Genomic DNA, 22290 nt, shown 5'->3' on the forward strand with positions numbered 1-22290 from the left:
ATGCCATTTTAGAAAACCAACTAGCGTTTGCGTTTTTCATAATCACCTCAATTGCACAAGAAAAAACGTATGAAAGCAACCATTCCAACCCAAACAAGATTCCAATTTCCCATCCAATAAGTATCTTTGACGTCAAACTCTAATTATTTATCAATCTATTTTGAATACGTTCTATACCTTTTTGGTGGTGATACCAATTTGTTGTTTAGTAAAATTACTGCTCTATAAAAGTTCTAAAAAATTTATCATGTATTTCGGTTGTTTTGAAAATACTATTGCTTTACGACTTAGCCTTATTTGCAACTTAAAATCCTGTAACTCAATGTTGCCGAGAGGCCGACAATTTTATATGTATCCATGTCAGAACCTTAAAAAAGAGCACATTAAGTGTGCTACTTGGCACAGTGCTTTGTTAATCAATTTTACCAGCACGCATCGGAGCCATTAGATCCTTGAGACCTACTTCACAGTCCAACATATCATATTTTCCAGCAAGTCCGACATAAATGCTCTCACGCATATCATTTACCTTTTTTAAGTACGGCATGGTTTTCTGCGCAACAAATCCAACAAATTTTTCAAGGTCAGAGACAGAGCTAGGAATTTTATATCCATCTCGTGAGGCAGAAATTAACGCGCCATTATTTCGTAATTTTGCAATTACATTTGATCTTAGCCATCCCTTGTCTTTATTCAGTTCAATTAGACCTTCATTCTTTAGATGCTCAAGCAATGCATCACCGTATATAAATCCATCATCTTCATCGCCAACAGAATACAGTAAATACTGTAGTGTTTCTGCTAATACACGATCTTTTTCTCTTGCCAATACTTCTTCGGCAGCATGAGTGCAATGACGAAAGACCAGCTGATCTTCAATGCTGGTATCTACGTCAATATGGGGATCTTCTTTGGCCCTTGGCCACACGTGTACCATCCCCAATGCGGGCTTTAATGTATCGAATGCAGATGAATCTTCCTGTTTTTCCATAAACCGACGTACCGTACCTCCAACAAAATCTGCCACCTGCAATAATTCTGACTCTATTGGTGTTGAATACTTTATTTCACGACTTGAGAACAAGTCTTGCTGAAAATGCTTGTTGATATATGGCGCGAAAGAATCCATGAAATCCTGAGAACCGTGGGTGTCAACAACCACAATGACCTGGCTTATGCCCTTATAAATCTTTTCAAACAACCTGCGCTGACAATGCTTATAGGTTGATGATTTAAATCTAAAACCACCATTTTTGTGAAGCCGGCTCTTCATAATTATCATCACAACAAAACGAGCTCTTAATTGGCCTAGGCTTTCACATATATCTTTTCGTCGCTTTAGATTTGAACCAACTTTTGATGACTTTAATTCTTTTCCCACGCCATGTTTATTGCGGATTTCACGAAGCAATGCGCTATCATGATCAAGGTCATTTTCGTCGTTAATTACCGCACAGATGACATAGCAATCATCATTCAGGACTGGATCGCCCGATTCATCAATATGTATTCGTTTTCGCATATCATTTTCTCCACTTTCTGTAATGTCTCTAACTGAGGTGATACACAAATATCTTGCTAAACACAAGGAATAAGCTACTAGAGTCGCACGCAATATACAGAAAGTAACTTATAAAGAAATGATCCATCCCCCTCTTGGTAGCATGTAGCAAGTTCTCCTCACCCTGTTTCAAAACCCCCCCAAACGAAACACCTGTCAATAATCTTTAATAGCACGTACACGGCCATAGACGGCCATAAACGCGCATACACGTCTGGCGCCTAAAACAGGGTGTACTATCTCCGTATAAGTTTTGAGCTTTTTTAATAACCTCTGCGGAGAGAATCTCGTGGCCCCTATTGTCTGTAGTTTAGAAGAGTACCAAGCAGCACGTACAGCCAGAACCCGTCTGATAGAGGGCGCCAGGGCGGTGCGAGTGACCATCGACGGTGACAGCACCGAGTTTACTCAGGTGAGTCTGCCCCAGCTCAACGAGACCATTGCCGGAATGCAGGCATACCAGAACTTGACCAGTGGTAATGGTGTGGTGGCCTTCAATATTCACGGCTGCAAGGGCTTCTGATATGGGATCAATCGTCGATATGCACGGCAGACCCTTTGCCCAGGCCAGTTCCTCCGGAGGTTTTGGCCCTCTCTATGAGGGGGCATCCACCGCTGATCGGATCGGTACCTGGGGGCTTTCACCGGCTGGGCCCAACGTTGGCCAGAACGGGATCATTGCCATCAAGAAACGCTCCCGCCAGAGCGAGCGCAATAATCCCACTGCCAACGGGGCCATCGATGCCTTTGTCTCCAACCTTGTCGGTACTGCCATCTCTCCTGCCTGGCAAATTGATAATTTATTGCAAAAGGAGGAGCTGGAATCCCTCTGGCAGGACTCCCAGAAACAGCTTGATTATGTGGGCTTCACCGACTTCTACGGACAGCTTGAGCTTATCTGCCGCTCCATGGTGCGTGATGGTGAAGGTCTTGCCGTGATCCATGAGTTGCAACCCTCCCTTGATAATATTGTCCCCATTCAGATCCAGCCCCTGGAGTCTGACCACCTCGACCCCAACTTCAACGATATTTCGCCCGAAGGAAACGAGATCCGTTTCGCCATCGAGTGGAAGGCGGGTAAACGCTATCGCTACTGGCTCTATGACAACCATCCGGGCGAGGTCTTTCTCTGCGCGGATAATATCAGACGAATTCCTGTGCCAGCGGCAGATGTTCTCCATGTCTTCCGTCTGAAAAGGGCAGGGCAGTGTCGTGGCAGTGGTTGGCTCGGTTCTGTGATCACCAAGCTTCATGACATTGATGTCTATGACGATGCCGAGCTTGTCCGGAAGAAAGCGGCCGCCCTCTGGGGTGGTTTCATCTATCAGGATAATCAGGTGGCATCTACTTCCAGTAATCCCTTTGGTGGCACCCCTGGGGCCAGATCAAACGGCGTGCAGAGCATTGAGCTGAAGGCGGGCCATTTTCCCGTATTGCGAGATGGAATGAAGATCGCCTTCTCCGAGTCGGCCGATGTGGGCAACAACTATAAAGAGTTTATGAAGACTCAGTTTCGCCTCATTGCCCGGGGCATTGGCATCACCTATGAGCAACTCACCGGCGATCTGGAAGGGGTGACCTATAGCTCTATCCGCTCCGGCCTCATCGAATTTCGCAGACTCTGTGAAACCATTATCGCCCGTACCCTGGTCTTTCAGTACTGCCGACCCATCGTCGATCGTTGGATTCGTGCTGCCATCCTCAACGGTTGTCTCAAGACCATCACCCCTGGTGAGTATCTTGCCAATCCCCGTCTCTTTCATCGGGTTGATTGGCATCCCCATGGTTGGGATTTCACCGATCCAGTCAAGGACCGAGTGGCTGAGCTGATGGATATCAGAAGCGGGATCAAGAGTCGTCGGCAGGTGGTGGCCAAACGTAATGGCAGTGTTGAGGTGGTGGATCGTGAGAACCGCGAAGACCTGCAACGTGCCGTGGATAATGGCCTTGTCTACGATTGCTATCCCGGCCAGACCACGGGCAGTGGTGCGATTCAAAAGGTAAGCGAACAAGTAATTCTACAATCCCTGGAGACAAAATGATTACCCCGCATATTGTCAGTGAAGTTTTAAACCGTCCCCTCCTGGTTACCCCCGATAAGCTCCACGCTATTCTCGGGGTGCTCAATAGCAAGAACGAGGGACATCTTGACCTTGATCTTGCAGCCCTTGCCCCCCTTCTGGGTGCGGATAAAAACGGTATGGCCACTCGGGCAGAATCCCGACCCGTGCGCAGAAGCAGTGATGAGGAGAAGCGGGTGGCCATCATCCCCGTGATCGGCAGTCTTGTCGCCCGTAACCGTGGTTTTGACGATGGCTCCGGTCTGCGCTCCTACCGAACCATTGCCCATGAGATCGACCAGGCCCTGGCGGATCAGTCCATCCTCGGCATCGTCCTCGATATTGACTCCTACGGTGGGGCGGCCGCTGGCTGTGCGCGTCTGGCCGGGCATATTAAGGAGGCCGGTCTCGTGAAACCCATCTATGCCAATATTGATCTCAACTGTTTTTCGGCAGCCACCTGGATCGCCTCTGCATGCACTAAGGTCTTTTTGAGCGACGGGCTGGATGCGGGGATGGGTTCCGTGGGCTGTATTGCCATCCATCGGGACCAGAGTGTCAAGAACGAGAAGGAGGGCGAGGTCTATACAGCCGTCTATTTTGGTGAGCGTAAGAATGATTTTAGCCCTCACCAACCACTCTCGGGTGATTTGCAGACCAAGATGCAGGCTGGGGTGGATCGGATGGGCCATGCCTTTGCCGCCGCCGTGGCAGAGAATCGTGGCCTTGATCTACAGGCCGTCCTTAAGATGCAGGCGGGTACCTTCTATGGCCAGGATGCCATCACCCATGGTCTTGCCGATGGTGTTGCCAGCCTTACCGAAACCGTCGCCCTGCTTGGTGCAGAGGCAGAAGAAAGAGAACGGGCTTCCGTTCATAACACAACAGGCCTGACTCAGGCAAAAAACAGAGGTGAAACTATGTCACTATCCGAAAAACTCTCCGCACTTCTGGCAGAAGAGGGGGCGGTACAGGCCCTGGCCAAACTTGGCTACATTGCAGCCGATGCGGCAAAAACAGAGATGAGCGAGGCGCTTACCGCCCAAAAGAGCAGCTGTCTTGATGCCGTTAATCTGGCCGCCATCGCCGGGGCCAATGCCCTGCAGGTGAAGGCTATTTTGGAGGGTGAGAATCTTTCCAGCGAGCATGTGGGCGCGACCCTGCAGTCCATGCGTGCCAGTGCCGGGGCCAAGAATCTTGCCTCCACCATTTCGCATGCGGCCGGTGATGGTAAACATCCCCTGGTGGCAGCGGCTGAAAAAGTTCAGAAGTCTGCCTGAAACAATTTTAATGTTGCGCCTTAATATCCCGACAAGGAGGAACTCATGCCAGTAAAAACAGAATCCAATACCCTTTCCGATGGATTGAAATGGGAACAGGACGCCAACTATTCCCGGGCCAAGGTGACCATCGCCTACCATGCCAAGGCTCCCCTGCTCGCGGTTTTGGGGCAGGTCACCACCAGTGGCAAATATAAACCGCTTAATCCCGCCGGCGACGATGGCACAGAAAAAGCCGCCGGAATCTCTCTGCTGGCAGTCGATGCCAGTGGCGGAGATTGTGCCGGTGTCATCTTAAACGATGATGCCTTGGTCAATATGGATGCCCTGGTCTGGCCTGACGCAATAACCGTTGAGCAGAAGGCCGCCGCAATCGTTGAGCTTTCGGCCCTCGGTATCAAGGCCGTTTCCGTTGCCTAAACAGATACACATCAACCTACTCGGAGAATATTATGTCTGATCTTATTGTTAATCCCTTTGATGACGGGGGCTATGACCTGGCCACCATGACCACTGCGGTCAACATCATTCCCAATAAATATGGTCGGCTGCGTAGCATGGGCCTCTTTGCCCGTGAGCCGGTGCAGAGTCGGGTCATCATTGTTGAAGAGAAGAATGGCCATCTCACCCTCCTGCCTTCCCTGCCTCCTGGTAGCCCTGGTACCCGGGCAAAAAATGGTAAGGGCAAAACCAGATCCTTTATCATTCCCCATATTCCCTACGACGATGTGGTTCGTCCCTCGGATATTCAGGATAAACGCGAGGCCGGCACCTCCAACCCAAAAACCCTTGAAACCGTGATGATGCAACGTCTCACCGGTATTCGTGGTTCTCATGCCATCACCGAAGAGCATCTCATGTGCGGGGCAATCAAGGGGATCATTCTCGATGCCGATGGCAGCGAGCTTTACGATCTCTATAAGGAGTTTGGTATCACCGCCAAGGTCATCGCCTTTGCCCTGGGTGCCGAGGGCGGCGATGTGGCGGCTAAGTGTCGCCAGGTTGTGCGTCATATCGAAGACAACCTGCTGGGTGAGGTGATGAGCGGTGTGCACTGTATCTGTGGCGAGATGTTCATGGACGACCTCATCTCTGATCCGAGCGTTGAGAAGTTCTTCCTGAACCACACTAAGGCTCTGCAGCTTGCGGGTATTGATGAAGATCCACGTAAGGGCTTTGTCTTTGGTGGAATCACCTTCGAGGAGTATCGGGCCAAGGCAACGGATCCAAGCACCGGTAAAGCCCGAAGCTTCATCGGCGCAGATGATGCCCACTTTTTCCCCGTGGGTACCATGAACACCTTTAAGATCCACGATGCGCCGGCGGAGTATATGGAGACCGTAAACACCTTTGGTCAACCCCTCTATGCTAAGCAGGTGATGTCGGCCGATGGCAAGAAGATAGATATCCTCAGTGAGTCCAATCCACTGCCTATCTGTCGTCGTCCTGGTCTTTTGGTTAAGGGCACCAAGTAATGAGCAAACTTCACGACGATACCCTGGAGGCCTATGCCACTAATCCTGATCTCTTTGGTCGGGAGATAGGCGTTGATGGCAGGCCCTGTTGTGGGGTGAAACGGGAGCTGGATTGGCGTGAGAAACAGGATTGTGGTTTTGAACTTGGTATCGAGGCGATTCGGCTGACCCTGGCCCGGGACTTTTTTGAGGTCGTTCCCGTGCGTCGGCAACAGCTTGAGGTTGATGGTTTTCTCTATGATGTCGATGATGTCAAAATTCGGGGCCATCTGCTCAGAATTCTCTTATCGAGGTACTCCTCATGATCAGTCTGGATCTGAATACAGATGTCGCCCAACAGCTGGCAAAGCAGGTGACAGGTACCCAGGGACAGATGAAGAAGGCCTTTCGGGGTGCCCTGAGTGATACGGGAAGTGCCGGTGTAACTTTTGTGAAAAAACGGGTTAGTGCCTCAACGCGAGTTGCGCAGAAGCGTTTAGCTGTGCGGATGAAAAAAAAGATTCTCAATTATGATGAGCATCCCGAAGTTGAGCTCTTCTTTGGCGCCAATCCCGTGGCTTTTCATACAATCGGCACCCTCACCCAGACCAGAAGTGGGGTGACAGCTGGGCGGATGCATCGGAAAGGGGCCTTTACTCCGGCTAATGGTGGTCTTGGTGGTAGGGCCTTTATTCGGGCTTCTTCAAAGCATTTTAAGCCGGAGTTTTATTCGACAGAAAGTTTTTTTAAGGGATCGGTCGTGAGTAAGTACGGGAGCGTCAAGAGTCGTTTTCCTCTCCGGTTAGCCACTGTCCAGATTAACGATGAGGTGGGTGCTGCTGTGGAAGAGTTTTCCGGTCATGTTCAGGAAATTTTCGATAAGAAGTTCAAGCAACGTATGAACTATGAGGTGAATGTGAAATGAACCAAAGTTTTGCTACTCAATTTACTGAACGTCTCCAGGAGCTGGTGGCGGATCTCAGGTATTTCCATAAGCCCACCGGCAAGTGGATTGCCCCCAGGGTGGTTGAAACCATGTTTCTGGCCCGGGCGCGAGGGCAGAAGGAAGATTGTGAGTATCCCGCCATTCGTTGGGCCATCTATAAGGGGGCCTTTGATCGGCATCGACCTCAGCCTTTTTCGGTGATTCTTAATCTTGGTCTTTTGCTTGATACCTCCTGTGAGTCGGTGGTTGAGGGAACTGCAAACATAATAGAGTTCACCAATGCCGTGGGTAAGCTCTGTGAGAAGCCCATCTTTGCCCCCTATAAATTAAAGACACCAATCCCCTTTCAGATTGGTGATCCCACGGAAGGGCAGGAGGGTATGCAGCCACATCCATATTATTGGTCGAGCATGCATCTGGATTTTTTAAAGTCTTAATAAGGAGAAGGTCATGGGAAGAGCAGTATCGATTATCGGCACCACCTATGTGGGCCTATTGGATAAGGATAAAAAACTTGTCGGTGGCTATCGGCGGGTGGGCGAGTGTTATCCCTTTAAGATTAAGGTCGAGACCGAGCAGAAGAAGATGGAATCTCGCCAGCGAGAAAGTGCCGGGCAAACCCTGCACACTAAGAACCGGGTCAGTGCCATTGGTGGTTCTATAAATATTCGTGAATGGACAGCAGCCAATCTTGCCTGGGCCTTGTCTGGTACCGAGGTACTTAATACCGCAGTTGCCGGCACGGTGGCCGATGAGTCCGTCACCCTGATTGCAGATAACTGGGTGCGTTTAGCCCATCAAAATATTTCGGCAGTGAAGATCGCCGATGCCGCCGAGGGCAGTGACTTTGAGGTAAACGCGCCTCTGGGGCTTATCCGTTTTATTACTGGTGGGGCCTTGAGTGCCACTGCGGTTTCCGTTGCCTATAGCTATGCAGAAGAATCTGGCTACCGGGTTGATATTGGCAACAAGTCTCTGGTTCGGGTGGCCATCATGATTGATGGTGAAAACGAATATACAGGTGAAGCCATTTCAGCGGTGTTTGATTCCGTGGTGCTCTCCTCTTCAGCTGAGATCAGCCTTATCTCTGAGCCTGATAATGAGTACGAAGAGCTGCCCTTTGAACTCTCCTTTGAGACTCTCCCAGGGAAGAAGTCACCGGGCTATATCAATGGTCTTCCGCTTTAGGATCGACCTGTAAACGTATCTATAAATTTCAGGCGGGTTCGTACCCGCTTGGCTGGAGTGAATAATGATTCAAACAAAAGCGATTACTTTCAACGGCCGCCAGCTCATCATAAAAGAGCTGACTGTTCCCCAGATCGATGCCTGGGAGAAGACCTTGAGCAACCATGAAGAAACCACTGTCCCTTCCCTGGTGGAGATGCTTGTGGATTCTGCCCTGCCTCTCTCTGCCGTGCGCCTGGCCGTCCCTGAATTAACCGATGCCGATCTCTTGGCCGACATTGCTCCCTCCCAGTGGTGCGAGCTGTATAGGGAGGTGGAAGAGGTGAACTCTTTTTTGTCCCAGATGGTGGAGAAGATGGCCAAACTCGGCGAAGCCCTCGTGCAAAGCGGGAAAATACCAATCTCATAGCTGTTGCCTGCGATTTGGTAAAGCTTGGTCATGTACATGCAATGAGTTATGGCATGGGCCTTTTTAAACGTGTCTTGGAAGAGGAGTCGAGGAAAAGATAATGGCAAGTAAATCACAAAAATTTGTCTACGCCCTGCAGGCAGTGTACGAGGGCAAGAATGATATGGCCCAACTCAGTGGCGATCTTAAATCCCTGGGGCAGATTGAGTCATTTCAGAAACTGCAGGGAGATTTCACTTCGACCACCACTGCCCTGGTTGCCGCCAAGGCCCGGATGCGTGATCTTAAATCCGAGATGAAAAAGCCCGGTGGTGAAGCCTTCGCCACCGAATATAAAAATGCTACTGCCTCGGTATCAGCCCTCTCAGCTAAACTACAGAAGCAGAAACAAAAGCTTGATGACTCTCGACAGTCTATGCAGACCCAGGGTTTTCAGATGAACGATCTGGCGGGGCAATATAGAAAACTTGCCGAGTCCACCGAGCTCCATGGACAGAAGATAGCCGCCATGCGCACCCTTGGTGTTCAGTCCTTTGCCAGCATTGACCGTAAGGTGCAGGAACTCCATGCCGCCTATAAGATTTTAGAGAAAGATCCTTCCATAGCCGCCCGTGAACTTGCCGCCGCCAAACGAAAGATGAAGGCGGATATTGCCTCATTAACGGGTGAGACAGGTAAATGGGCCAGTAAGATTGATAAGGTTAAAATGGGTTTTGCAGGGCTCGCAGGTCTTACTGTAGGCGGGTACCTCCTGGGCAATATGGTGCAGAAGACGGGAGATGCGGCCCGTGAACTGCAGAACCTTGCCCGAGTAGCAGGTACCTCGGTGGAGGAACTCTCTGCCACGGGTTTTGCCACCCAGTTCGTTGGCATAAGTGTAGAAAAACTTGCCGATATTTCCAAAGATGCCAAGGATAAGATCGGTGATTTTATCGAGAATGGCGGTGGTGAGTTTAAAGATTTCTTTGATAATGTTGCCCCTAAGGTTGGCCTCACCGCCCAGGAGCTGATCAAGATGTCCGGACCTGACTGTCTGGTGGCAATCAAAAAGGCCTTGGATGATGCCAATATCTCGGCCGACAATCAGGTCTTTTATCTTGAAGCCCTGGCTAATGATGCCTCTCTCTTGACCCCCCTCTTGGAAGATAACGGTCGTGCCATGAAGGAAAAGGCGCAGCGTGCCCGTGAGTTGAACCTTTCTATTTCTGATATGGATAATGCCAAACTTGTCGAGATGGCCGAAAAGACCAAGGAGCTTACCGATACAGGTGGTGCTCTTACCCGTGAAATTGTTTCGGCCCTGGCTCCAAGTCTTCAATTCTTGATGGGGCAGGTGCAGGATGTTGTTGCTTGGTTTAATCAGCTGGACCCCGGTATACAGAGAATTATCGTCCTGGGTGCCACAGGTACTGCCATAGTGGCTGGCCTTGGTGCCGCCTTCTTCCCCCTGGTCAGTTCCATCTCCATGGGTCTGCCCCTTCTCTCCTCTCTGGCCTTAGGGTTTAAAAGTGTTGCAACAGGGGCCAATGTTCTGGCCATTGCCTCAAGGGTACTGGGCGTTGCTGTGAAGGGCATCCTCCCCGTGGGGATCATCTTCATGATCTATGAAATAGGTAAGGCCATGGGCATCTGGACACCTATTATGAATGCGGTGCAGAGGGGTGCTATCAGCCTTACCGCTGGCATTCATCTCCTTGGTCTGAATATTCGCAGGCTGTGGAATGTCATTAGCGGTGACGATGCAGAAGTTGTAGCTCTTGATAAGCGCATCGAAAAGGTTGGGCAGATGTATGACAAGCTTTCTGCAAAGGTTGGTGAGAAGCAGGAAGAGCTGGTTGATAGCGCCAAGGCATCTCAAAAGAAAGTCACGGCAGAGATCGAAAAGGGAGCCACCGATCAGGTTGCCATTGTCCAGGATGCAGTCAAAAAGATGTCTGATGCCTATGCGGGAGCCGCCTCCGGAGCTCTGGCACAAAAGCCTGGTGAGAAAGGATCCAAAAAGAGAGGTTCTAAGAAGAAGGGTAAGGAGAAAGAAGAGAAGATCGATGCGTTTGGGTTCACAGAAACAGAAAATAAAGATAGCAAAAAACAGCTAGCCATTGCCGATGCCATCAAGTCTGGCGACATGACAGGCTATAAGAAAAAGAAAAAAGACGATGGCACCTGGGCGTGGGAGGCAGATGAGAAGGCAAAACCCAAAAAAGATACCTCGCCCAAAAAGGTCTACGGCAAGAACGGCAAGTGGGACTACCACTATGGCGATGATACGGGCCTGAAAAAACGTAAGGGTGGCGGTTACGAGAGAGAGGAGAAGGCGAAGAAAGAGTCAAAGAAAAAGGCTGCTCGCTCAAAATCGGCCCTTAGCGCCATGGCCATTGATAGTCTTAGAAATCACTCTGCAGGTCTTAAACGTTATAGCTATCTACGGGAAAGGGTTGGTATCAAACTTCCCGCTGGCGATAGTGCAGCCATGGTCTCTGCCAAAATAGATAAATTAGCCGCCATGGCCAAGAGACCGGGCAGTCGTCTTGCTACTGCTGCAGGAGGAGAGGAGGCCAAGAAAATTGTTGAACTGAAACTGGGCAAGGCCAAGGTGCAGGGTAGTCAATCCGATGTCGATAGCTTTATTGAAGAGCTGAAAAGGGCGGGGACTTTGGCATGATAAGCCTTAACAGTGTGGTGCTTCCTCCGGATCTCTTCTGGTCCGATGAATTCGGCTGGACTCCCGTTGCCAGCGCCCTGGAGTATGGCACCACGGGTTCGGCCTTTGTTGATGTCAGTAAAAAGAAGAGTGGTCGTCCCATTACCCTCTCTGCCGAATCTGATACCTGCTGGCTTACCCGTGCCGATGTTCTGGCCCTTAAAGCCTTGGCCGATCTACCGGGTAAAGAGATGACACTGACCCTCTACGAGAGAATATTTACGGTGATTTTTGCCCCTGGTGAAAAGCCCTTTGATGCCGAACCCGTTTGGCAAGAGATGCCCGTGGTCGATGATGATAAGTGGGTTGTTACTGCCCTGAGATTAATTGAGATTTAGGATATAAAAATGGCAATCCAACTAGAAAATATAAAGCTGATGGCAAGTCAGCGTCTCACCGATCACGACGATGGCGGTGGTCATATGAGTGGTGCCGAGATCGTTGACGGTAATGTCAATAACCTCTACCCCGATATCTCTCGCATGGATCGTGTCTATGGTCGGGTCAGTCTGCGTAAGAGTTTTGCCTTTATCGATACCAACGATACCTCCGTTTATTCCGGAGCCCATGCGGTGGTCTCCGTGCCGGCGGAAGATCCCAACGTTTCGGTCTGCCTCTTTGAAACGGGCAACCCCACCGATCAACGGGCAGCGGCTCGTGATTTCATCGAGAGTTATGTCACCCTCGGCCCTCGTATGTCAGCATGGCTCTGGGGCGATCAGCCTGCAGGCTCCCGAACCATAGTGCTTTTTGCCTCGGTGAAAGCGGATCTGCCTGATGTGGGTTCGGTTCTCTCTCTCTTTAATAACAAGGATAAGAGCGATGAGCAGCAGCAGTATATGCGCATCACCAATGTTAAGGCTGAGATTCGTTCTTTCACTATTATGGTAGGGGACAAGGAAGTCACCTTCGAGCGTAAAATTATTACCCTGGGCATAGGCAATCCCCTGGCCCATACCTTTATCGGTGTAGAGATCCATAATAACGATGCTGAGTCTACCAACGTCTATACCACCATGGTCTCTGATGCCGCCAAGTATTATGGGGTGATGCTTCCTAAGGCGCCCTTTGCCAAGGGGGATATCAGCCTGCCCGTCAAATCCATATTCACCCATCTGGTTCCATCCGCCCAGGGGGAGAGTCCCATGGTGGATCTCAGCCCCGGTGAGGCAGGTCCTGTTTTCGGTTCCGGCACGGGCTTTAGTCTCTCTCTGCCATCACAGCATTTTGCTAGCGGGGTACAGATCAACGTGGGTAGGGCCATCAAACCCGGCACCCTTACCATCAGCCGTCCCTCTGCCGTCCCTGCTCTTCTTGAAGATAATGGCGATGGCATCATCATGGCCGGATCTCAGCAGTGGGGCACCATCGACTATGGCCTGGGCACCGTCACCTTTGCCGGAGTAAGCAACCACAGGGCTAGCGCCACCTTGGCGTGTGTCATTGGTGTTGCCGTGCCCATGCTTCCCAACTCGGCCATGGTTAAGGTAGAGCTGGCCAGCCGTGGTTATAACTGGACCATGATTTTAGAGCCACCCCCTCTGCCCGGTACTCTGAAGGTGGATTATAGAGCCCAGGGCAAGTGGTTTCGTCTCACCGATAAGGGTAAGGGCGAGTTGGTACCGGAAACAGCGGGGGCTGGCACCGGGCAGATCAACTATACGACGGGTTCCGTCAGCCTTACCTGTGGAGCTCTGCCCGATGTGGGCTCTGCCATCCTCTATCTCTGGGGCAATCCCATTGAGTGTATCGATATTGCTGGCAGTACCACGGTGGAGATCCCAGAGCTTAAACACACCCTGAAGAAAAAACCAGTGAAGCCCGGAAGTCTTAATCTTGATTGGAACACCGGCATTGATCCCACTGACGGTGCCACCCTTATTGCCAAGATTACCGATGATGGTAATGGCAATCTGGTGGGCGATGGCGCTGGTTGGATCAGGTATTCCACCGGAGAGCTGGGGTGGCGGGCTACTAAGCTACCTGCAGACGGTGAGAATTATGAGATCACCTATAAGCAATATCCTATCCGTGAAGGCTCTGTCTCTCCCACTGGCAGTGGTCTTGTCAGTCTTACCCTGCCCGATGGTGATATTGAGCCAGGTTCCGTAGCCTTCGCTGTGCCGGTTACCCTGGGCAGTTTTATCCATGTTTACCGGGTGGTCGATGATGGCAATGGTCATCTGTCGGCCCCTGGCTTTAGTAAAAAACAGTCGGTGAGCCATGCCACTTGGCCGGGTTCCTGTTCCATCGGTGGCTTTAGTGGCACTATCAACTATTTGACCGGAGCTGTGACCCTTGATCTCACCACCATCTCTGGTAGCGAAACATGGAAGGAGCCCTGGTATAAAAAATGGACCTATACCAACTCCTATTTTGATCTTCAGTATTTACTTCGTTACAAAGATCCACAGACGGTTCCGGTCTCCTGGACGGGATCTTCCTCTTTGGTGACCTATAGCTATCGTCTTACCGCCGCCTCCAGTAGTGCCGGCACCGAGACCCTACCCGTGCCCAATTATATTATCCAGTTGCTCCCTGCAGCAGGCTATGCCATTCAGCCCGGCTCCGTTGCCTTTCGCTGGCAGGGTGCCCTCTATATTGATCGTAAGGGTAAGCTCTATCGAAACCCCTCCACGGTCACGGGGGTTGGAGCTTTGGCAGGCACCATCGACTATAGCACGGGGAGCTGTGCCTGTACCGTCTCCGGTAATGGTTCACCCGAGGTTGTGATAGAGTCCCTGGTTGCCTGCATCGGTAAGCAGCAGAGCCTCTCCATAAGCTTTCGCACCCCCGGTGCGCCTCTGCGTCCCGGTTCTATCAACCTTGTCGGTAGTGCTGTCGATGGTAGCCCCATCTCTCTGATCGCTGATTTTGACGGCAGGATAGGTGGTGCCGGCGGAGAGGGTTTGGTCAACTACGAGCAGGGTATTGTCACCATTAATTTTGGCGAGCAGGTGGCAGATTCTCCAGCCTTTGCCGGGCAGGCCTGGTACGATCCCGCCGATGTTAAAGAGGGTAAGGTCTTTAAGCCCATGGGTGCTATGGCCGAGACCATCAACTACGGCTGTGTGGTCTACTCCTATATCCCCCTCGATGCCGAGTTGATTGGTCTTGATCCTGTCCGGCTACCCACCGATGGTCGGGTACCCATCGTGCGTCGTGGTGATGTGGTGGTTGTTCATAATGCTGCCACTGAAACCCTCACCACATCTATTGCTGCAGGGAGCAGTGTGACTCTGGCCAGAGAGCCGGATTCCATCGATCTCTACGATTCGGCCACTGTGTCCCTGCGGGTGGAGAGTACCAAGTATGAACTGGTGGGGGCGGAGCTCACCTTTGCCGAAGGTTTTGATCCCAACGCCTATACCCTGCCCATTGTGGTCAATAATCGAATTGAGGATATGGCCCTGGTCAGTGATGCCGATATTACCGGCCGGGTCACCCTGGCCAATGGTCTCTCCCATGCCTATCCGCAGGAAAATACTTTCGTTTCATCGGCCCTGATCTTTGGTGATCTGCAGGCGAGGCTCCATGGCCTCTTTGATCAGAAGACCTGGACCAATGTCTGGAGCGATAGTCTCATTGGTGATGGCTGTATTGCCTCCTATAACGAGATTAACTTTCCAGCAGTGGTCACTAATGCCGGGGCCGTGGCTGAACGTTGGGCTCTGATTTTTGATAGCTCGGAGCATTTTAAAATAGTGGGCGAGAATTACGGAGTGGTGGGGGATGGCTACATCACCAAGGACTGTAATCCGGTAAACCCTGCCACCAATAAACCCTACTTTTTCTTTGACTATCGAGGGTTCGGGCAAGGTTGGGTGGCGGGTAATGTCCTTCGTTTTACTACCGAGGGAGCAAGTCCTCCCATCTGGGCCGTTCGTACCACCCTGCAGGGGCCTGCCACCGAACCAAACGATCAATTTACAATTCAAATACGAGGAGATGCAGAGTAATGGGCGCACCAACAGTTTATAGATGGGATGATCCTAATGCACCGGTTTTGTGTGGTTTCCCGAATACTATATGTGATGTAATAAAAGCATGCTTGGTGGACGGTTATGGGACCGGTGATGATAGAAAAGAGAGCCCAGGTGGTTGGACAGTTTCACACGAACAGCTTTTGGCAGAAAATGGCTCTGAACACCCTGTTTCTCTCGCGCTCAATGCTGCCTCAACTAAAGGTAAAAGTTTTACGGTAAAGGTTGAGACTGAGGTTGGTCGAGGCGGTACAGGTAGTAAGCTCTACGCTTATATACAGGCAGGTTTGGTTGTATCTCCTACCAATGAATTGCTTGATAAATTTCCATCGAGCGCTGGGCGCATAGATGTGTCTTCTCGTAATGATAGTACGCAACGTCCTTGGCTCCTTATCGCTGATGCCCACGCCTTCTACTTCTATGTTTGGACTAACTCTTCAAGTGGTGGGGTGCCAGCAGGCACAGCAACGTTTTATGGTTTTTTTGTTGGCCAACTCGTAGGCTGTTTTGATTCAGACCTGTTTGATATAGGTGTTGCCTTTACTCGACTATCAACCTCTTTTACATCTTCGCTAGGATTAGCCTATAAGAATAGTCACATAACTATGGCAAATAATAGAGAAGGCACAGGAGCAGCCACTAATAATATCCTTAGGATATCTGGTGGGCCTGCAGCACATGTAGGTGGTGGTTATTTAGGGCAGGGAGGGGCATCTCTTATTGATGGCGAAATGGCCTATATTAGTTCATTTTATTCTCAGGGAGTGGGTAGTGTGGTGCGTGCATTTATGCCTGGACTTTATGTTCCTGGACACCGAAATAATAAATCAAATCTTGGGCAGTTTACATTTGATGGCCTTCCTTATCTAGCCGTGAGCGGTTCTTCTTATTCTGGCTCTTATTGGTCAGCCGTATATATAGCATTGTCTGATTGGAGAACACCATGATATCTAAGTGGTTTTTACGAATTCAAAATACAACGCCAATCTCTCGCCGACATAAACTTGCAGGCGTAGTAACAGTTGAAGGTGTGCCAGCCAGTCGGTTGGTGGTTGTATTTGACAGAGGGACGCTTACTAGGGTTAGTTCCGTTCAGTCGTCAAGAATTGATGGAAAGTGGGAGATATCTGGGCTGAAAGAATATCCTGAAAAATCTTTGATAGTCATCGCCATAGATCCAACAGGAGGAACCCATAACGCTAAAATTGCTGATTTTGTCTCCCAGATAGGGCCACCGGCCCCTCCCGTTGAAGAGACGGTAACCGAGTAATGGCGATCGATTTTGATCTTATAGCGGGCTATGAGCCGCCAGCAGGGGATGAAATATCCTTTGCCTTTCCCTATGCGCCTCCGCTTGGAGATCATATCAACTTTGATCTTGAGGCAGGATACACGCCACCTGCAGGAGATAAGATCTATTTCGGTGGCGAGCCTACGGAACCGCCAGAGCCACAACCTGAGCCCATCCCCCTCAAACCCTATATGGGTAAGAACATTCCCTGGGGTGCTGGCCTCGCAAGGGATAGAAGATCCGGGGCTGGGTGGAGCAATCAGCGACGCTTCCTAAGCCGTTCCTTTGGGCTGGTTGCAGGCAAGAGCAGAGGGCAGGATATGGTTCAAGCTCTGCCCTGGGGCACAACCATTACTCGGGACAGATTGAAGGAGACCGGTTGGCAGATTCTCAGAGAGGTTTGCTGTGGGACAAGCTCCTTCTATATAGCTCTCTTTGGCAAAGATACCTGTCGATCGATGCCCTGGGATAGTTTGAAGCCCTTGAAGGTCATCTCTGCCTTGGCCTATCTGGCGCCACCGCCACAGGATCTCCGCTGTTCTTTGCTCTTTGCCGATGGCTTTACCAGGTTGGATGATGCCTTTGCTCTGCCCTATATTCCCATTCTGCCCGTAAAGGATGCATCTCATAGAACTCTGTGGGGCGATGCCTATTATGCCGCCGTCTGTGTCCAGGAGTATGAGCCACCTGCAAGTGACAGTATCTCCTTTGATTTGGACGAACCGATCTCTTTGGTGGGCGATGGAGATCACATCGATTTTGTTTTTGACAGCAATAGCTATGACGAACGCTGTTCACAACGTGAGCCGTCCGGCTGGCGGGATGCCAATACCTTTGTCCCACCACCAACTCTGCCCACCGGCCTATCTCTGAGGACCTATATTATGATGAGTTCCGCCCAGCTCAATAGAAAACCGGATGATCTACCCATCCCGGTGAAGTCTCTTTCCCTCTCTCTCGACTGGGATTCGGTGCATTGGTCGCTTTCGGCCACCGTAATCGGTGGTGATGTCCGGACTCTCTCGCCCACCAAGGATGGTCCCATTGAGGTGGAGGCCATGATCAATGGCACAACCTGGGCCTGCGTGGTGGATGATTGGAGCCGTGATCAAAGTTTTGGTGCGGAGGGTCGTTCCATCCGGGGCAGATCTCGTTCGGCTATTTTGGGTACGCCCTGGGCACCGCGTAAAACCGAGGTGGAGGATGGTGCCAGAACCGCCCTGCAGTTGATGGAGGCAGAGCTTGAAAACAGTGGATGGACCATCTCCAGTACCCTGGTGGATTGGTTACTTCCCGCTGATACTCTGCAAAAGAGTGGGGCCACTGCCCTTGATACCATCAAACGAATTGCCACGGCTGCAGGTGGCTTTGTTCGTCCTGATACCAAGAATAAAATTCTGCATATTCAGCCAAAGTATAAGGTCGCGCCCTGGAAGGCCAAGCGAAGTGATGCCGATATGGTTCTGCCTGCCTCCATGGTGGTGCGGGGCAATGCCGCATGGGATGGCCGAGAGGATGCGGACGCTGTCCATATAGTGGGTGGTATCTCTGTTGCAGCCACCCGTGCCGGCACAGCCGGTGGAACGATTGCCCCCGATGTGACTGAACCACTGATCACCGAGGTGGACGCGGCTCGTGCCAGGGCAATCCATGAGCTGGGCAGATGTGGGCGATGGCAGAAGCATAGTTTCAGCCTACCCGTTTTTGAGGATGCTGTGCCGGGGCTGATCCTGCCCGGTCAGATCATTGCCGTTGATGATGATACCACCTGGTTGGGCTTTATCTCTTCGGTATCGATCAAGGCCGACTGGGGAAGTGCTGGGCTTGTGGTGCGTCAGGAGATAGCCGTTGAAGTTTACGTGGGGGATTAAGTTTTATTTGATGACTTAAGGACATTGTTTGAAGGATGGGGGCATCGCTCCAGCGATGTCATTGCTATGGAGTTGTATTAGCGTTGTTATGCGGGTGTGCGGAAATATGGCAACAAATTTATGGGAACAGTTCAAGGGCATCCTGCCCGATACCCCTCGGATCTATTGCACCATCGACCAACCTCTGACGGGTGGCAGGTGCCGGGTAACCACAACGGGTGGTGGCTCCATGGTGGTACTGGGAGCAGGGCAGGCAGGGGCAAAGGTATGGGTGCAGGATGGCCGGATCATCGGCGAAGCACCCATGCTTCAACATTATGATATCGAGGTATAGGAGGAAGCTGTGAGAGATGAACGATTGCAAAAGATGGTTTTGATAAGTTTGGTCTGCCTGTTATTGGTGGCTTTGGTTGCGCCCTATCAGTTGCCACTTGTAGGCTATAAGCTTGGTCTGGTCTGTCTGGGAGCCTGTACCTTTTTCTGGTTGGATCGGATTGCCTTTCCCTATTCCCGCCCTGGTTCCTATCTGCTCAAACCATGGCAGGAGGTGGGAGATTTTATTGAAGGTCAGGCTGATTATAAAATCGCCTATGGTTATGAAATGGTCTTTGCCCTGGTCTGCTGCAGGCGGGCTTTTATGATGAGTATTGGGGGATCTCTGGGCCTTGCCCTGGGACTGTAGGTTATGAGAGGTTTTATCGTTCTGGTCACAGCTTTTCTTGTCTTTTTTTATCCTTTTTCGGGTGTGGTTTTGGCCTCAGTAAAACAACCACCACAGAAGGCAAGGCACTATAAGCGTATCTATATAAGGACAGCTCATGCCTATTGGGGCTTAGATGCCCCTGTTGCAGATCTTGCCGGGCAGATCCACGCAGAATCGCGTTGGCAGAGTGACGCTACATCATGGGCAGGTGCCGAAGGTCTAAGCCAGTTTATGCCAGCCACGGCAACCTGGTGGGCTAAGAAGGCCAAGCTTTCGGCTCCTGCACCCACCAAACCCCTATGGGCCATGCGTGCCCAGGTCTCCTATATGAAATGGCTCTTTGTCCGTGCTCAAGCTGATACGCCATTCAATAAATTGGGTCTTGCCCAAAAGGCATATAACGGCGGGGAGACCTGGGTGAGACGTGATCAGAAGCTTGCCCTGGGAAAAGGTCTTGATCCGAAGAGTTGGCGGGATGTTAACCTGGTAAACGCCGGTCGTAGTGCCAGTGCATGGCGAGAGAACAGAGAATACCCGGAGCGGATCTTCTATAAATTTTCACCTCTCTATAAAAAAGATGGGTGGGGGAGGAGCTTATGTGGTCCATAGCATGGTCGTTTATCAGCAGTTTTTTTGCCTCGAAGAAGATGCTTTTGGTGGTGGTGGGGGTGTTACTCTGTGGTGCTTTTGTCCTCGTTTGGCATGACTACCAGGGGGCCAAGGAGGATGTTGTTCACTATCGGGATCTCTATCAGAGGGTTTTGCAGGAGAAGGAGTCCCTTTTGGCCATTAGTAAGAAAAATCTGGCGCAACTGGGACAGCAGAAAAAATATTATGAGACTGAACTCAGGGCATCTGTACAAAGATCAGAGCAACGCCTGCAGGGTTTACAGGATCTTACCCGACAACTAAGAAGCCTACAAAAGATACGGAGGCCAGAACGTGAAAAAGATTGCCCTATTCATCCTGCTATTGTCTACACTTTTGACCTCCTGCGCGGGGAGACCAGGAGTAGTACAGCAAATTAAGGTAGAGAAAATAGCTCCGCCGGCCACCATGCTCTACTGTCTCGATGAACCTGTTCTGCCCGAGACGCTTACCGGTGCCAATGTAGGTGGCTATATTCTTGAGCTCTCTGCTGCCTACCGTGATTGCAAAAGAACCCTGGCTGAAGTTCAACAGTGGGCGGTGGAGGGCGAAGCACCATGATTGAGCTTGAATATGCTGCCCTAATCAACGCCGTGGTGGCTCTTTGCAGTGGCATGGCCCTGCTGGCTATCTGGCTCGTTGGTGCTACGATCTGGGTAACTAGGATAAATATCCGGGTCAACGCCATGGGCGAACGCCAGCCGGTGGAGAAGATAGAGTGCGCCAAACAACAGGTCGATTGCCAGGCCCATATCGATAAAGAGCTCAGTCATGGTTCCAAACAGTTTGAAGAGATAAAGACCTCAATCAAAGACCTCGACACCAAACTTGAAATCCGCCACAACCTAATGATGGATCATCTGCTAAAGGGCTAATTATGAGGTTATAGGTCAAGGTTTTTAAAGCGGTAGGTCATCGATTGGATAGAGACATCAAAGATAGTTGCAAGCTTTTCTATTAAGCAACTATTTGTAATTGTGTCTTCCTCATCCCTGATGCGTTCGGCTTGTTTTTGTACAAGACTTCTTGGCATAAGAAGAATTGCCGCAAATTTGTTGGCCTCGAATTCTAAGGTGTTCCCGTATGATTTGCTTCTGCTTATGCTTTTTCCGGTGTCGACAAAAATTTTCTGATCCGGGCTAGGGAGGATATGTTTAATGTAGTGTCCGATTTCGTGTGCTAGAGTGAAACGCTCTCTTGTTTTGTAAGTATGTTCGAGAGGATTGAGCCAGATGAGTGGTTGGCGGTTTTTGTAGGAAATACACCCAACATCATAGAGGCTTATATTTTCATCTTCGCAAAAATCAGGATCTAGTGAGCGTGAAATTTTTATGCCAAGTATTGAGGCAATTTTTTCGACGTCTATGGGGATAACGCGAGGAAGGTCATGTTCTTTAGAAAGAATGTTGAGGAGCTCTATCGGGCTTACGTCGGAGATTTTGTCTGTGAGATCTTCTAGAGATGCAGTCATTGTCTTAAACCTTTTTGGAAATAGTCCAGTCATATTCAGGTTCTATCGAATCTTCTTCCGAAGGATTTTCGCATTTTAGCCTTGAGTCGACAGTCTCTTGTATCAGTATAGATACTAGCTCATCTTCTAGTAAAGCACTAATGAATACTGTTAAAGAGTCTCTGTCTTTTTTTATTTCATCCGGCAAATTTTTGATTAAAGTTTCTATTTCTTCTTTTTTAGTAGTGGCAAACCATTTAGATAAATATATTCCCAGACCTGAAAGCAAGATAGTTATGATAATAAAAATGAAGCTTACATATACTATATAAGTGTTAGCTGTGGCCAATACTGCGTCAGCTGTAGGAGGCTTGGCGGAGTGGATATAGACAATTTTGTTAAAGCAAGAGATAAGGAAACTGCCCAGTATCGCACCAAGTAGTCCGGTTACATAGACGCTCACCCAATATTCTTTTGTCTTTCTGAATTTTGAGATTGAAAGTTGGAGGTTGGTGAGAAGTTTAAAAAAATAACAAGTGCAAGCTAGAGTCACGATAATTTTAATAAAATCAAAAAAACTTATTTGCTTAAATTCAACTACCACGCTAGCAATAACGTTTGTTACGCTTGTGGCTAATGTTGCAGAAGTGCTTGTGTTGTAGAGCGTCCAATCAATAAATGCAAGGTTGAGCGCGCACATGCCAAGGATGAGAAACGGTGATAGGATTTTTATTTTTTCAGCCAT

25 protein-coding genes are annotated in these 22290 nt (G+C 50.1%); 22 read left to right on the plus strand and 3 right to left on the minus strand.

The annotated features are described in order from the left end of the window. Positions 1-412 precede the first annotated feature (412 nt). Positions 413-1522 (minus strand): DUF3800 domain-containing protein, encoded by a 1110-nt coding sequence (locus DP_RS08010; RefSeq protein WP_041277785.1) that lies wholly within the window; start codon positions 1520-1522, stop codon positions 413-415. 328 nt (positions 1523-1850) lie between these two features. Here DP_RS08010 and gpW point away from each other — a divergent pair, with 328 nt between their 5' ends. The 22 genes from gpW (at position 1851) to DP_RS08115 (ending at position 20970) form a co-directional block, all read left to right on the plus strand. Further along, complete coding sequence (gene gpW, locus DP_RS08015) at positions 1851-2084, plus strand: gpW family head-tail joining protein (protein WP_162096641.1); 234 nt, start codon at positions 1851-1853, stop codon at positions 2082-2084. A gap of 1 nt (position 2085) precedes the next feature. Continuing rightward, positions 2086-3603: a phage portal protein gene (locus DP_RS08020; protein WP_011188823.1), complete on the plus strand. Its 1518-nt coding sequence runs from the start codon at positions 2086-2088 to the stop codon at positions 3601-3603. Then, positions 3600-4901: a S49 family peptidase gene (locus DP_RS08025; protein ID WP_011188824.1), complete on the plus strand. Its 1302-nt coding sequence runs from the start codon at positions 3600-3602 to the stop codon at positions 4899-4901. The genes DP_RS08020 and DP_RS08025 overlap by 4 nt, the downstream gene beginning before the upstream one ends. A gap of 45 nt (positions 4902-4946) precedes the next feature. Next, complete coding sequence (locus tag DP_RS08030; protein ID WP_011188825.1) at positions 4947-5321, plus strand: head decoration protein; 375 nt, start codon at positions 4947-4949, stop codon at positions 5319-5321. Between the two features lie 32 nt (positions 5322-5353). Beyond that, a complete protein-coding gene (locus DP_RS08035; protein ID WP_011188826.1) occupies positions 5354-6376 on the plus strand; it encodes a major capsid protein in 1023 nt (340 codons plus the stop codon). After that, positions 6376-6681 carry a hypothetical protein gene (locus DP_RS08040; RefSeq protein ID WP_011188827.1) on the plus strand — a complete coding sequence of 102 codons (306 nt, stop codon included), beginning with the start codon at positions 6376-6378 and terminating at the stop codon, positions 6679-6681. The genes DP_RS08035 and DP_RS08040 overlap by 1 nt, the downstream gene beginning before the upstream one ends. Then, positions 6678-7280, plus strand: a complete 603-nt coding sequence (locus tag DP_RS08045; protein WP_011188828.1) for a hypothetical protein — start codon at positions 6678-6680, stop codon at positions 7278-7280. Before DP_RS08040 ends, DP_RS08045 begins: the two co-directional genes overlap by 4 nt. Beyond that, on the plus strand, positions 7277-7738 hold the full coding sequence (locus tag DP_RS08050; RefSeq protein WP_011188829.1) for a hypothetical protein: 462 nt from the start codon (positions 7277-7279) through the stop codon (positions 7736-7738). Before DP_RS08045 ends, DP_RS08050 begins: the two co-directional genes overlap by 4 nt. A gap of 13 nt (positions 7739-7751) precedes the next feature. After that, complete coding sequence (locus DP_RS08055; RefSeq protein ID WP_011188830.1) at positions 7752-8489, plus strand: phage tail tube protein; 738 nt, start codon at positions 7752-7754, stop codon at positions 8487-8489. Between the two features lie 64 nt (positions 8490-8553). Further along, positions 8554-8898 (plus strand): hypothetical protein, encoded by a 345-nt coding sequence (locus tag DP_RS08060; protein ID WP_011188831.1) that lies wholly within the window; start codon positions 8554-8556, stop codon positions 8896-8898. A gap of 100 nt (positions 8899-8998) precedes the next feature. Beyond that, complete coding sequence (locus DP_RS08065) at positions 8999-11560, plus strand: hypothetical protein (RefSeq protein ID WP_011188832.1); 2562 nt, start codon at positions 8999-9001, stop codon at positions 11558-11560. After that, on the plus strand, positions 11557-11937 hold the full coding sequence (locus DP_RS08070; RefSeq protein WP_011188833.1) for a hypothetical protein: 381 nt from the start codon (positions 11557-11559) through the stop codon (positions 11935-11937). Before DP_RS08065 ends, DP_RS08070 begins: the two co-directional genes overlap by 4 nt. Before the next feature lie 9 nt (positions 11938-11946). After that, positions 11947-15558, plus strand: a complete 3612-nt coding sequence (locus tag DP_RS16775; RefSeq protein ID WP_011188834.1) for a hypothetical protein — start codon at positions 11947-11949, stop codon at positions 15556-15558. Continuing rightward, a complete protein-coding gene (locus DP_RS08080; RefSeq protein WP_011188835.1) occupies positions 15558-16529 on the plus strand; it encodes a hypothetical protein in 972 nt (323 codons plus the stop codon). Before DP_RS16775 ends, DP_RS08080 begins: the two co-directional genes overlap by 1 nt. Then, positions 16526-16852 carry a hypothetical protein gene (locus DP_RS08085; protein ID WP_041277787.1) on the plus strand — a complete coding sequence of 109 codons (327 nt, stop codon included), beginning with the start codon at positions 16526-16528 and terminating at the stop codon, positions 16850-16852. Before DP_RS08080 ends, DP_RS08085 begins: the two co-directional genes overlap by 4 nt. After that, positions 16852-18744, plus strand: a complete 1893-nt coding sequence (locus tag DP_RS18185; protein ID WP_011188837.1) for a hypothetical protein — start codon at positions 16852-16854, stop codon at positions 18742-18744. The genes DP_RS08085 and DP_RS18185 overlap by 1 nt, the downstream gene beginning before the upstream one ends. Positions 18745-18850: 106 nt before the next feature. Next, the gene (locus DP_RS08095) at positions 18851-19078 is read left to right on the plus strand and encodes a hypothetical protein (protein ID WP_041277788.1); all 228 of its coding nucleotides are present in this window, start codon (positions 18851-18853) and stop codon (positions 19076-19078) included. A 9-nt stretch (positions 19079-19087) separates the two neighbouring features. Then, positions 19088-19426, plus strand: a complete 339-nt coding sequence (locus DP_RS08100) for a putative holin (protein ID WP_011188839.1) — start codon at positions 19088-19090, stop codon at positions 19424-19426. Between the two features lie 69 nt (positions 19427-19495). Further along, positions 19496-20056 carry a transglycosylase SLT domain-containing protein gene (locus DP_RS08105; RefSeq protein WP_198408679.1) on the plus strand — a complete coding sequence of 187 codons (561 nt, stop codon included), beginning with the start codon at positions 19496-19498 and terminating at the stop codon, positions 20054-20056. After that, positions 20044-20475: a hypothetical protein gene (locus DP_RS08110; protein ID WP_041277789.1), complete on the plus strand. Its 432-nt coding sequence runs from the start codon at positions 20044-20046 to the stop codon at positions 20473-20475. The genes DP_RS08105 and DP_RS08110 overlap by 13 nt, the downstream gene beginning before the upstream one ends. Beyond that, the gene (lysC, locus tag DP_RS19375; RefSeq protein WP_456151366.1) at positions 20390-20656 is read left to right on the plus strand and encodes an Rz1-like lysis system protein LysC; all 267 of its coding nucleotides are present in this window, start codon (positions 20390-20392) and stop codon (positions 20654-20656) included. Before DP_RS08110 ends, lysC begins: the two co-directional genes overlap by 86 nt. After that, the gene (locus tag DP_RS08115) at positions 20653-20970 is read left to right on the plus strand and encodes a hypothetical protein (protein ID WP_011188842.1); all 318 of its coding nucleotides are present in this window, start codon (positions 20653-20655) and stop codon (positions 20968-20970) included. The genes lysC and DP_RS08115 overlap by 4 nt, the downstream gene beginning before the upstream one ends. Before the next feature lie 8 nt (positions 20971-20978). Here the strand turns inward: DP_RS08115 and DP_RS16780 are convergent, their stop codons facing one another. After that, positions 20979-21566: an ImmA/IrrE family metallo-endopeptidase gene (locus DP_RS16780; RefSeq protein WP_049785038.1), complete on the minus strand. Its 588-nt coding sequence runs from the start codon at positions 21564-21566 to the stop codon at positions 20979-20981. Positions 21567-21570: 4 nt separating this feature from the next. After that, positions 21571-22290 carry a hypothetical protein gene (locus DP_RS08125; RefSeq protein ID WP_041277790.1) on the minus strand — a complete coding sequence of 240 codons (720 nt, stop codon included), beginning with the start codon at positions 22288-22290 and terminating at the stop codon, positions 21571-21573.

This window comes from Desulfotalea psychrophila LSv54, assembly GCF_000025945.1.
GTDB lineage: Bacteria > Desulfobacterota > Desulfobulbia > Desulfobulbales > Desulfocapsaceae > Desulfotalea > Desulfotalea psychrophila.